This is a genomic window from Nonomuraea thailandensis (assembly GCF_024172165.1).
In the GTDB taxonomy this organism is placed as follows: Bacteria; Actinomycetota; Actinomycetes; order Streptosporangiales; family Streptosporangiaceae; genus Nonomuraea; species Nonomuraea thailandensis.
Map to the genome: position 1 here is coordinate 4,512,440 of NZ_JAMZEB010000002.1, position 12,420 is coordinate 4,524,859.

The following is a 12,420-nucleotide window of genomic DNA, read 5'->3' on the forward strand; positions in this document are numbered from 1 at the left end:
GCTCCGGTGGCTTGTTACAAGAAGGGGCTTGACAGCATGACAACGTTAACATCAGGTTAGATCCCAACGCACGACCCGGCATCCCGCCGCGGAACGCACCACCTTGCCGAGGAGCCCGTCCATGACTGCACCGACTCCCACCCAGCCCCGACCGGGGCGAGGCCGCCGCCGCACGCTGCTGGGCGCCGCCCTGGCGATCGCCCTGACGGCGTCGCTGGCCGCCTGCTCCTCCGGCGACACCCCGTCGGAGACCGCGAGCGCGAGCGGGCCGGTCACGCTGGAGTTCTGGACCTGGAGCCTGAAGGGCAGCGATCCGGCGGCCAAGGCGATCGCCGACAAGTACCACCAGCTCAACCCGAACGTCACCGTCAAGCTCTCGGAGGTCGGCGGCACCACGGAGACGGCCTCCAAGCTGCTGGCCGCCGACCAGGCGGGCGACACCCCCGACGTGGTGCAGATCGAATACCGCGGCCTGCCCGCCCTGGTGGTGGCCGGAGCCGTCAAGGACATCACCGGCGACGTGGCCGGCGTCAAGGCGAACGTCGAGCCCAACATCTGGGCCCAGACCACCTTCGGCGACCAGGTGTACGGCGTGCCCCAGGACATCGGCCCGATGGTCCTCACCTACCGCAAGGACCTGTTCGACAAGTACGGCGTCAAGGTCCCGACCACCTGGGACGAGTACGCCGAGGCCGCCGCGCAGATCCGCAAGAAGGACCCCGAGGCCTACATCGCCAGCTTCGCCGCCAACCAGCTCGAGTTCTTCGCCGCGCAGGCGGCGCAGGCGGGCGCGCAGTGGTGGAGCACCGACGGCAAGGCCTGGAAGGTCGGCATCGACGGCGAGGCCTCGCTCAAGACCGCCGACTTCTGGCAGGACCTGGTGGAGCGGGACCTGGTCAAGGTCGAGCCGCTGCTCACCCCCGAGTGGAACGCCCAGGTCAACAACGGCAAGATCCTGAGCTGGGCCGCCGCGGCGTGGGCGCCGAGCGTGATCTACTCGGTGGCGCCGGACACCGCCGGCAAGTGGGAGTCCGCGCCGCTGCCGCAGTGGACGAAGGGCCAGGCCGCCGTGCCGTTCCTGGGCGGGTCCGCGTACCTGGTGCCGGCCAAGTCGCAGCACGCCAAGGAGGCCGCGGCGTTCGCCGCCTGGCTGGGCGCCTCGGAGGAGGGCTCCAAGCTGCTGCTCGGCCTCGACCTCTTCCCTGGCGGCACCGCCGGCCGGCAGGCGACGCTGACGCACGAGCCGCCGAAGCTGATGCCGCAGCAGAAGGACTTCTACCAGGTCACCGACCAGGTGATCAAGAACACCACGATCCCGGTGACCTGGGGGCCGAACGTGAACGTGGCACAGACCGCCTTCGGTGACGCGCTCAACAAGGCGGCGCTGGACAAGACCTCGTTCCGCGCGGTGTACCAGGCCACGCAGCAGGCGGTCGTCGCCGACCTGCAGAAGTCCGGCTACACCGTCACCAAGTAGCCCGATCCCACTCTGGACGCCACCATGCCCGCCACCTCCGCCGGCCGTCGCCCGCGCGTGCGCGCCGCCGCCACGCCGTGGCTGTTCGCCACGCCCGCGATCGTCTTCTTCGTCCTGTTCCTGGTCATCCCGATCGGCTACGCCGTCTACCTGAGCTTCCGCGGCTTCCGCGTCGAGGGCGGCGGCGCGTTCGGGCGGCGGACGCAGGCGTTCGTCGGCTTCGAGAACTACCTCACCGCGCTCGCGGACCCCGAGTTCGTGGCCGGGCTCGGCCGGGTGCTGCTGTACGGGGTGATCGCCATCCCCAGCGTGCTCGGCCTGGCCCTGCTGTTCGCGTTGCTGCTCGACACCCCGAGGGTGCGGGCGCGCGGCTTCTCCCGAACGGCGATCTTCCTGCCGTACGCGGTGCCAGGCGTGATCGCCAGCCTGCTGTGGGGTTTCCTGTACCTGCCCAGCACCAGCCCCGTCTCCTACCTCGCCAGGCAGCTGGACGCCGGCCCGCTGGACTTCTTCGGCTTCCCCGCCCTGTACTTCTCGCTGGCCAACATCGCGTTGTGGTCCGGCGTCGGCTTCAACATGATCATCATCTTCACGTCGCTGCGGGCCATCCCCACCTCCATCTACGAGGCGGCCCGCATCGACGGGGCGAGCGAGCTGCAGATCGCCTGGCGCATCAAGATCCCGCTGGTGGCGCCCGCGCTCGTGCTCACCGGCCTGTTCTCGGTGATCGGCACCCTGCAGCTCTACAGCGAACCGGCCACGTTGCGGCCGATGACGACCACCATCAGCTCCACCTGGGTGCCGCTGATGAAGATCTACCAAGAGGCATTCGTGAACGACAACCTCGGCGGGGCCGCCGCCGCCTCCGTCGTGCTCGCGGTGGGCATCCTCGTCCTGTCGCTCCTGCTGCTGCGCTTCTTCCAGCGCCGCACGTTCGGGGACAACGCATGACGGCCGTCACCTCCACCGGAGACCGGCAGTTCCGCCGCCGCCGTCCCCGCGCCGGCCGCAGGCCGCGGCTGCCGCTCGTGGTGCTGCTGCTCGGCGCGCTGTACTGCCTGACCCCCGTGGTGTGGGTGGTCATCGCCGCCTCCAAGTCGCCGCGCGAGCTGTTCACCACGTTCTCCTTCGCGCCCGGCAGCGGCCTGCTGGACAACCTGGCGAACCTGAGCTCCTACGGCGACGGCCAGTTCTGGCGGTGGGGGCTCAACTCGCTGCTGTACGCCGGCCTCGGCGCCGTCCTGTCCACCCTGGTGTCGGCCATGGCCGGGTACGCCCTGGCCAAGTTCCGCTTCCGCGGGCGCGAGGTGCTGTTCTCGGTGATCCTGGCCGGGGTGCTCGTGCCCGGCATCGTGCTGGCCGTCCCGCAGTACCTGCTGCTGGCGAGCGTCGGCCTGGCGGGGACCCACTGGTCGGTGCTGCTGCCGGTGATCATCAACCCGTTCGGCATCTTCCTGTGCCGGGTGTTCGCCAACGCCGCGGTGCCGGAGAGCACCCTGGAGGCGGCCCGCCTGGACGGGGCCGGCGAGCTGCGCATCTTCAGCACCATCGTGCTGCCCATGATGGTGCAGGGGCTGGTCACGGTGTTCCTGCTGCAGTTCGTCGGCATCTGGAACAACTTCCTGCTGCCCTTCATCATGCTCTCCGACCAGGAGAAGTATCCGATCACCCTGGGGCTGTACACGTTCCTGTCCAAGGGCGCGGGCGACAGCGACCTCTACCCGCTGGTGATCATGGGCTCGGCCGTGTCCGTCATCCCGCTGATCGCGCTCGTCCTGGTGCTGCAGCGGTTCTGGCGTGCCGATCTGCTGGCCGGCGGACTGAAGGGATGAGCGGGCGATGAAGTTCACCGACGGGCTGTGGCAGCTGCGCCCCGGCGTCACCGCGCTGTACGCGGCCGAGGCGTACGACATCCAGGCCGAGGACGGCGCGATCACCGTCACCGCGCCCACCACCGTCATCCGCCGCCGGGGCGACACGCTCAACCGGCCGGTGCTCTCGCTGCGGCTGGACTCGCCGCTGGAGAACGTGATCCGCGTCCGCGTCGAGCACCACGTGAGCGATGAGCGCGGCTTCGACCTCGACGGCGCCGAGGACGGCCACGGCCTGGTCAAGGCCGACGACGCGAACGGCGCGACGCTCACCAGCGGCGCGCTCGCCGCGACCGTCGCGCCGGGCGCCCCCTGGAGCCTGTCCTTCCACGCGGACGGCCGCCCGCTCACCTCCAGCGGCGACAAGTCGATCGGCTGCTTCCGCCTCGCCGCGGACGCGCAGACCGACCCGGGGCCGGTCGGCAAGCCCAGGACCGGCCCGTCCGTCCACCTCGCCCAGCAGCTCTCGCTGGGCGTCGGCGAGGTGGTCTACGGGCTCGGCGAGCGCTTCGGCCCGCTGGCCAAGAACGGCCAGACGGTGGAGATCTGGAACGCCGACGGCGGCACCTCCTCCGAGCAGGCCTACAAGAACGTGCCGTTCTACCTCACCAACCGGGGGTACGGCGTCTTCGTCAACCATCCGGGGCACGTGTCGTTCGAGGTGGGGTCGGAGGCGGTGCAGCGCGTGCAGTTCTCCGTGGAGGGCGAGAGCCTGGAGTACCTCGTGATCCACGGGCCGGACCCCAAGCGGATCCTGGAACGTTACACCGCGCTCACCGGCCGGCCCGCCCGGCTGCCCGCCTGGTCGTACGGCCTGTGGTTGTCCACCTCGTTCACCACCGACTACGACGAGCGGACGGTGACCTCGTTCATCGACGGCATGGCCGGGCGCGACCTGCCACTGTCGGTCTTCCACTTCGACTGCTTCTGGATGCGCGAGTTCAACTGGTGCGACTTCCAGTGGGATCCGCGCGTCTTCCCCGACCCCGAGGGCATGCTCGCCCGCCTGCGCGCCAGGGACCTGCGCGTCTGCGTGTGGATCAACCCGTACATCGCCCAGCGCTCGCCGCTGTTCGCCGAGGCCGCCGCGCAGGGCTTCCTGCTGAGACGTCCCGACGGATCGGTCTGGCAGTGGGACCTGTGGCAGGCCGGCATGGGCCTGGTCGACTTCACCCACCCCGAGGCGCGGCGGTGGTTCCAGTCGAAGCTGCGCGGGCTGCTGGACCAGGGCGTGGACGCGTTCAAGACCGACTTCGGCGAGCGGGTCCCGCTCGACGTCGCCTACTTCGACGGCTCCGCGCCCGAACGCATGCACAACCTGTACACGCAGCTCTACAACCAGGCCGTGTTCGAGGTGCTGGAGGAGCGGCGCGGCCGGGGCGAGGCGGTGCTGTTCGCCCGGTCGGCGACCGCCGGCGGCCAGCGCATGCCGGTGCACTGGGGCGGCGACACGGGATCGACGTACGAGTCCATGGCCGAGACCCTGCGCGGCGGGCTGTCGCTGGCGTTCTCCGGTTTCTCCTTCTGGAGCCACGACATCGGCGGCTTCGAGGGCACCCCGGATCCCGGCGTGTTCAAGCGGTGGGTCGCCTTCGGGCTGCTGTCCTCGCACTCGCGGCTGCACGGCTCGTCGTCCTACCGCGTGCCGTGGGCCTTCGACGAGGAGGCCGTCGAGGTGACCCGGCTGTTCACCAGGCTCAAGCTGCGCCTGATGCCGTACCTGTTCCAGGCCGGGGTCCAGGCGCACGAGACGGGGACGCCGGTGATGCGGCCGATGGCGATGGAGTTCCCCGGCGACCGCAACGCCGCCTACCTCGACACCCAGTACATGCTCGGCCCCGACCTGCTCGTCGCGCCCGTCTTCACCGCCGACGGGACGGTCGAGCTCTACCTGCCGGACGGCACGTGGACGAACTACCTGACGGGCGAGCGCGTGGAGGGCGGGCGCTGGCGTACCGAACGGCATGCCTTCACCTCGATGCCGATCTACGTGCGCGAGGGCGCCGTGCTGCCCGTCGGCGCCAGGGACGACCGGCCGGACTACGACTACCTCGACGGCCTGACCCTGCGCGTCTACCCGGGGCCGGACGGCGAGACCACCGTCACGGTGACCGATCAGGCCACCGGTGAGCCCGCGCGGTTCACGGTCACGCGTTCCGGCGGCGAGGTCTCGGTCTCCTCGTCCCGCACCTCCGGATGGACCTACGACTGCATATGAGGCTTTCGCCCTATATGATCACTTATCGTCACCGATATCCCCCTTAGCCTGCCGGGCACCGATCGATCACGGAGCTGCATGGACCTCGCCACGCGACGGCGCCGGCAGGCGCTGTTCCTGTTCTTCCTCCTCCCGGGAATGGGGGTGTCGTCGTGGGTGACCCGCACGCCGGACATCCGCGACGGGCTGGAGGCGTCCACCGCCCAGATGGGCCTGATCCTGTTCGGCCTGTCGCTCGGCTCCATGATCGGGGTCCTGTGCTCGGGGCGGCTCGTCTCGCGCTTCGGCACCAAGCCCGTCATGGGCGTCGGAACCGCGCTGATCGTCACGAGCCTGGCCGTCATCAGCGCCGGCACCCTCCTGTCGTCAGCGCCGCTGGTCACGGCGGGCCTGTTCGCGTTCGGCGCGGGCATCGGCGGCGGCGAGGTCGCGATCAACGTCGATGCCACCGACGTCGAGCGCATCACCGGCAAGACGACCATGCCCATCCTGCACGGCTGCTTCAGCCTGGGCACCGTCGTGGGCGCGGGCGCGGGCATCGCGGCCACCGCCGGCGGCCTGCCGGTCCACTGGCACCTGGCCGCGGTCACGTTGATCGCGGCCGCGATGCTCCTGTACGCCGTCCGCGCCATCCCGGCGGGCACCGGCAGGAGCACGCCCGGCCAGGCAGGCTCCGGCCGGCCGGGACCGAAGCTCTGGAAGGACACCCAGCTCGTCCTGATCGGCGCGGTCGTCCTGGCGATGGCGCTGGCCGAAGGCGCGGCCAGCGACTGGCTGCCGCTGCTCATGGTGGACGGGCACGGCGTGGACGCCACCGCCGGATCCCTCGTCTACACCGGCTTCGCCGCCGCCATGACCATCGGCCGCTTCGGCGGCGCCTACTTCCTCGACCGCTTCGGCCGCACCGCCGTCGTGCGCGCCAGCGCCGTGTCCGGGGCGACCGGGCTACTCCTGGTGATCTTCTCGGACAGCGCCGTGCTGGCCGGAGCCGCCGTCCTGTTCTGGGGGCTCGGCGCCTCGCTGGGCTTCCCCGTCGCGCTGTCGGCCGCGGGTGAGACCGGGCCCGACGAGACCGCCCGCGTCAGCCTGGTGGCCACCATCGGCTACGTCGCCTTCCTCGTCGGGCCGCCCGGCCTCGGCTTCCTCGGCGACCACTGGGGCCTGCGCACCGCCATGCTCGTGGTGCTCGCCTTCGTGATCTCCGCGATCTTCCTGGCCCCCGCCGTGGACACCCGCGGCCGCCTCGCCGCGATGCGGGATCAGCGCAGGTAGACGTTGGGCCGAGGACGGCCGGCGGCCGATGACCGCGCCGGAGGTGTCGCGCAGGCCGTTCTGCCCGGCGCCCGAGGCCCAGGACTCGGGCGCCGGGGCTGCCCGCGTGGATGCCGGCGGACACGCCGCGGGCCGGGCCCTCGCCGTGGAGCCCGAGCCGGTGCCGGTCTGCCACAACACCTGGCCGGTGCGGGCGTCCACCATGTAGAGGCCCGGCCTGCTCTCCGACTCGGAGATCTTGACGTACTCTTGGCCCGCGCGGCCCGGGTTCAGGTCGCTCAGGTGGGCGGCGTCGCCGTGGCCCCAGCCGACGTTCCACAGGCGGCCGCCGTTGTCGTCGATGGCTGCGGCGCCGTAAAGGATCTCGTCGCGGCCGTCGCCGTCCACGTCGCCCACGGTGAGCGAGTGGTTGCCCTGCCCGGCGTAGGAGCCGTTGCCGGAGGCGTTCGTGTCGAACGTCCAGCGCGCACACCTCGGTGAAGAACGGGCCGGCGATGTCCAGCGTCACCGCGCCGACCAGCGGGCTGAGCATGCCCCGTAACCGCCTGGCGGCGTTGCCCGGCAGGTATCCGACGCGCTCCATCGCCGCGTGCACGTGCCGGCGCGTCTCCTCGGCGACCAGCTCGGGATTGTTGAGGACGTTGCTCACGGTCGTCGGCGAGACCCCGGCCTCCCGCGCGACCTGGCGCATCCCGGTCCTGCGCATCCCGGTCGAAGCGTCCCCAGTCGCCGCAGCACCCCATCGGGATCCCGGCCGCGCGGGACAGGGGGCGAGCGGCCTACTCCTCCGCCCAGAGCCGCAGCCCGGCCAGCTCCGTCCGGGTCGAGACGCCGAGCTTGGGGAAGGCCCGGTAGAGGTGATGGCCGACGGTCTTGGGGCTGAGGAACAGCCGCGCGGCGATCTCCTTGTTCGTCGCGCCGGTCGCGGCGAGCCGGACGACCTGCAGTTCCTGCGGCGTGAGCTCGGTGAGCCGGTCCGTCACCGCGCCTGGGGCCGAGCTCTCGCCGGCCGCGCGCAGCTCCGCGCGGGCGTGCTCGGCCCAGACTGTCGCGCCCAGCCGTTCGAAGCGCTCCAGCGCCTCGCGCAGGTGCGCGCGGGACTCCGTCTTGTGCCGCTCGCGGCGCAGCCACTCCCCGTACAGCAGCTCGGTGCGGGCCCGGTCGAAGGGCCGCGCCTCGCCCTCCAGCTCCAGCGCCCGCGCGTACAGCGTGCCGTCCCCGGTCAGCAGGGCGCGGCAGCGCAGCACCAGCCCGTCCTCCCACGGCAGGCGCACGGCCGCCGCCCACTGCTCCAGCCGGGCCAGCGGCTGCTCCGCCCGCTCGGGCTGCCCCAGCCGCACGGCCGCCTCCACCTGGTCGGCCGCGAAGTGCACGGCGGGCCCCACGTGCACGATCGGGCCGCGGGTGGCGGTCTCCATCCGGTCCAGCGCCGCCTGGTAGCGGCCCCGGCCGAGGTCGAGCAGCGCCAGCGCCCACTCGGCCCACGCGGCCACGAGCGCGTTGGCGTGCGCGGGGAAGCGCCGCAGGCCGGGCTCGGCCAGACTCCTGCACCGCTCCTCGTCGCCGGCGACGGCGGCCAGGTACGCCAGCAGCGCCTCGGCCTGCGCCACCCGGCTGGGCTGGCCGATCTCCTCGGCGATGCGCAGCGCCTCGCCGGCGGAGGCGGCGGCGTCGCGGAAGCGGGACAGGTCCGTCTCGGCGGTGGCCAGCGTGCACAGCACCGCCGGCAGCCGGCCGACCGCGCCGCCCGCGCGCAGCTCGTCCGCCAGGCCGGCCATGATGTCGCGGGTGTCGTCGAAGTCGCCGGTCAGCAGCGCCTGCAGCGCCACGTTCAGCCGCAGCCCCGGCGGGCCGGTGCGGCCCTGGGCGATGTGCTCGCGCAGCAGCGCCGCGCCCTCGGCGCCGTCCTCGGTGTACAGCTTGATCGCCCCGCCGATGGATTCGACCAGCTTGTGCCTGAACGGGTCGGGCGGCAGCTCGCACAACATCCGGTACGTCTGCGCCACCCGCCCGGGATCGCCGGCCGACCAGGACGCCCGCGCCGCGTCCGCCAGCATCGCCGCGGCCGCGTCCGCGTCGACCGGCGCCACCTGCCGCGCCGCCGTGACCAGCACCTCGTGCACCGTACGCAGCGAGCCGTGCTCCAGCTCCACCCGGCCGTGCACCGCGGCGATCCTGGCCAGCTCCCGCGGGTCCTCGGCGAGCCGGTCCGCCTGACCGGCCAGGTGGCGGGCCTGGTCGGGGCGGCCCGCGTCCACGGCGAGCTCCGCGGCCGTCGCCAGCCGTCGCGCCCGCGCGGCGTCCCCGGGGGTGAGCCGGGCGGCGCGTTCCAGCGCCGCCACCGCCGTGGCGTGACCCGAGCGCCGCCTGGCCCGCTCGGCCGCCGCCTCCAGGTCGGCGGCCACCTCCTCGTCGGGCCCCGTGACCGCCGCCGCCCGGTGCCAGGCGGCCCGGTCGCCGTCGCCGGCCAGCGCGGACGCGAGCGCGGCGTGCGCGGCCAGCCGGTCGGTGAACGTCGCGCCCCGGTAGGCGGCGGTGCGGATCAGCGGGTGCCGGAAGGCGACCGACTGGGCGGAGACGGTGACCAGCCCGTCGCGCTCGGCCGCCGCCAGCGCGCCGGCCGGCACGCCCAGCTCCTCCATGGCGCGCAGCACGCCGGCCAGCGCGCCGCTCTCCTCGGCCGCCGCCACCAGCAGGGCCGTCCTGGTCTGCTCGGGCAGCCTGCCGATACGCCGGTGGTAGGCGTCCTGGAGGCGGTGCGGCAGCGGCAGCGGCCCGAGGTCGCCGGTCTCCGTCCGGGGCAGTTCGAGCAGGGCCAGCGGGTTGCCGTCGGCCTCGGCGAGCAGGCGGTCGCGTACGTGGCCGGCCAGCCCGGGGTCGTGCTCGGCGAGCAGCGCCCGCGCGGCCTCGCCGTCCAGGCGCTCGATCGTCAGCTCGGGCACGCCGGGCAGGACGAACCCCTCCCTGGCCGCGAACAGCACCAGCACCCCTTCGGCCGCCAGCCGCCGGGCGGCGAACGCCAGCGCCTCGGCGGAGGGCCTGTCCAGCCATTGGGCGTCGTCCACCAGGCACAGCACGGGCCCGTCGGCGGCCACCTCCGCCAGCAGCGACAGCGCGGCCAGCCCCACGAGGAACCGGTCCTCGACGCCCGGCGCGGCCAGCCCGAACGCCCCGCGCAGCGCCTGCGCCTGCGGGTCCGGCAGGGCGGGCAGGCAGCGCATCGCCGGCGCGAGCAGGAGCTGCAGGGCGGCGAACGGCAGCTCGGCCTCGCTCTCCACCCCCGTGCAGCTCAGCACCTGGAAACCCGGGGTGGAGCCCGCCCACCGCAGCAGCGCCGACTTGCCTCCGCCCGGCTCACCGAGGACGATCAGGGCGCCGCCGTGCCCGGCCGCGGCTCCGTCCAGTAACCGGCCGAGCCGCTCCTGCTCCTGCTTCCGCCCGTGCAACTCCAGCGCCACGTCGAACGCCCTCCCCGTTCTGTCTGGATCAGGGTAGCCATCGGCCGCCGGCCCTTGCTGGAGATCCACCGCATGGGATCACAATGGCCCATGGCTGACTTCTCCCCGCTGTTGCCCGGTGACCCGGCGAGACTGGGCGGCCTGGAACTCCTCGGCAGGCTCGGCGAAGGCGGGCAGGGCGTCGTCTACCTCGCCAGGACCCCCATGGACGTGCGCGTGGCCGTGAAGTGGCTGCGCCCGTCGGGGCAGGACGGCTTCGGGCGCTTCCTGCGGGAGGCGGAGGTGGCCCAGCGCGTGGCGCCGTTCTGCACCGCCGCCGTGCTGAGCACGGGTGTCGAGCAGGGCAGGCCGTACATCGTCAGCGAGTACGTCGAGGGCCGCTCGCTGGAGCGCGTCGTCAGGGAGGACGGCCCGCTCGCGGGCGGGGACCTGGAACGGCTGGCCATCGGCACCGCCACCGCGCTCGCCGCGGTCCACCAGGCCGGCGTGGTGCACCGGGACTTCAAGCCCGGCAACGTCATCATGGGCGCCACCGGCCCGCGGGTGATCGATTTCGGCATCGCCCGCGCGCTCGGCCCGGCCACCCTGACCAGCAGCACGCAGATCGGGACACCCGCGTACATGGCTCCCGAGCAGGTCATGGGCCGCGGCGTGGGGCCCGCGGCGGACCTGTTCGCCTGGGCGGGGACGATGGTCTTCGCCTCCTGCGGGCGGGCGCCGTTCGGTGTCGACGGGGCGCACGCCGTGATGAGCCGGGTGCTGAGCGCCCGGCCCGACCTGGGCTCGCTCGACGGGCCGCTGGGCGACCTGGTGCTTCGGTGCCTGGCCAAGGAGCCGTCGAGCCGGCCGGCGGCCATGGACGTGATCGCCTGCCTGCTGCGCAATCCCGAGCCGGGCTCGGACGCGCTCGCGGCGGGCGCCAGGCAGGCCGTTCCCGGCGAGCGGAGCGCCGCCGCGCCGGCCGGCCCTCTCGCCGCGGGGCCGGACGGTCCCCTCGCCGCCGCTCCCGCCGGCTCCCTCGCCGGAGGGCCGGGCGATGAGGTCCGGCGCGCCGGTCGCTCCAGGCCGCCGGTCGCCGCGGTCCTCGCCGCCACGGCGGCCCTGGCGGTCACGGCCGTCCTGGTGGCCGGGCTGGCTGCCGTGCCCGGCTGGCTGCGCCGGCCGGCCCCCTCGCCGCCGAGCAACGCGGTGGCCTCCTCCCCTCCGGCCGCCCCCTCCGAGATCGCGCTGCCCGGCGGCGCGATCACCCTCCACGAGCGCCCGTCCGACCCGATCACCCTGACGGCGTACGAGGTCCACGACAAGAAGCTCGACGAGGACGTCGACTACGCCCGGCGATCGCTGCGGGGCACGTTCGACCCGTACCCGGACAACCTGGAGTCGCTGGTCTCCCCCGACGGCCGCTTCCTCGCGGGACGGCCGGACGACTACACCTCCGACGGCTACGACTCCCTGCTCATCACCGACAGGCGGGACGGCTCCAGCTTCCGGGTCAAGACCGTCAGGAAACCGCTGGACACCAGCCTGCGCGCCTGGTCGAGGGACGGTTCCAGGATCCTGCTCAACCTCGACAGGAAGACCGAGGACGAGCGGGGCGAGGACGTCTGGACCACCCTGGGCTTCGCCGTCGTCGACGTGGCCCGGCGCGAGGCCGACGTGGTGCGCGTGGCCGACGACGCCGTCCGCGGCGGCAACTTCGGCTGGGACGGCGCCGAGCGGGGCGTGGTCGCCGTCTACGGCGGGAACGAGGGGCTGCGCTTCTTCGACGCCGCCGGCAGGCGCACCCGCGACGTCCCGGGCATCGGCCCGCTGGCGTCCGGCACCCTCGGCATCTTCTCCCCCTCGGGCAGGGCGTTCGTGACGGACTGCCCGGGCAGCGACGATCACTGCCTTTGGGACACGGCCACCGGCGAGCAGGTGCGCAGGTTCTCCTCCGACTGCGACAAGGTGCTCGGCTGGTACGACGAGTCGCACCTGTACTGCTGGGAGCACGACAACGGCAGCGACGACGAGGTCCGCGTCGTCGCCTTCGACGGCAGGCTCACGCACAAGCTGCTGGAGGCCGCGGGCGAGCTAGAGGTCTCCCCCTACTTCACGCTCACGCCCACGACCTCCTGAGACCCG

Annotated in this window: 7 protein-coding genes and 2 pseudogenes; 6 read left to right on the forward strand and 3 right to left on the reverse strand. The window is 73.1% G+C overall.

The window, feature by feature from the left end:
* The first annotated feature begins 121 nt into the window (after positions 1-121).
* The 5 genes from HD597_RS24305 to HD597_RS24325 all read left to right on the forward strand — a co-directional run bounded on the left by HD597_RS24305 (position 122) and on the right by HD597_RS24325 (position 6,838).
* The gene (locus HD597_RS24305) at positions 122-1,477 is read left to right on the forward strand and encodes an ABC transporter substrate-binding protein (RefSeq protein ID WP_253745003.1); all 1,356 of its coding nucleotides are present in this window, start codon (positions 122-124) and stop codon (positions 1,475-1,477) included.
* Between the two features lie 24 nt (positions 1,478-1,501).
* Positions 1,502-2,428, forward strand: a complete 927-nt coding sequence (locus HD597_RS24310; protein WP_253745004.1) for a carbohydrate ABC transporter permease — start codon at positions 1,502-1,504, stop codon at positions 2,426-2,428.
* Positions 2,425-3,309: a carbohydrate ABC transporter permease gene (locus tag HD597_RS24315; RefSeq protein ID WP_253745005.1), complete on the forward strand. Its 885-nt coding sequence runs from the start codon at positions 2,425-2,427 to the stop codon at positions 3,307-3,309. The genes HD597_RS24310 and HD597_RS24315 overlap by 4 nt, the downstream gene beginning before the upstream one ends.
* A gap of 7 nt (positions 3,310-3,316) precedes the next feature.
* Positions 3,317-5,566: an alpha-xylosidase gene (gene yicI, locus HD597_RS24320; protein WP_253745006.1), complete on the forward strand. Its 2,250-nt coding sequence runs from the start codon at positions 3,317-3,319 to the stop codon at positions 5,564-5,566.
* 78 nt (positions 5,567-5,644) lie between these two features.
* Positions 5,645-6,838 carry an MFS transporter gene (locus HD597_RS24325; protein ID WP_253745007.1) on the forward strand — a complete coding sequence of 398 codons (1,194 nt, stop codon included), beginning with the start codon at positions 5,645-5,647 and terminating at the stop codon, positions 6,836-6,838.
* A 69-nt stretch (positions 6,839-6,907) separates the two neighbouring features.
* Here the strand turns inward: HD597_RS24325 and HD597_RS66860 are convergent.
* The 3 genes and pseudogenes from HD597_RS66860 to HD597_RS24335 all read right to left on the reverse strand — a co-directional run.
* Positions 6,908-7,246: pseudogene (locus tag HD597_RS66860) on the reverse strand (rhamnogalacturonan lyase family protein); the annotation flags it as partial.
* 163 nt (positions 7,247-7,409) lie between these two features.
* A pseudogene (locus HD597_RS66865) lies at positions 7,410-7,544 on the reverse strand (LacI family DNA-binding transcriptional regulator); the annotation flags it as partial.
* Positions 7,545-7,617: 73 nt separating this feature from the next.
* Entirely contained in the window at positions 7,618-10,296 is a 2,679-nt protein-coding gene (locus HD597_RS24335) for a LuxR C-terminal-related transcriptional regulator (protein ID WP_253745009.1), read from the reverse strand.
* A gap of 90 nt (positions 10,297-10,386) precedes the next feature.
* Here HD597_RS24335 and HD597_RS24340 point away from each other — a divergent pair, with 90 nt between their 5' ends.
* A complete protein-coding gene (locus HD597_RS24340; protein WP_253745010.1) occupies positions 10,387-12,414 on the forward strand; it encodes a serine/threonine protein kinase in 2,028 nt (675 codons plus the stop codon).
* The last annotated feature ends 6 nt before the right edge of the window (positions 12,415-12,420 follow it).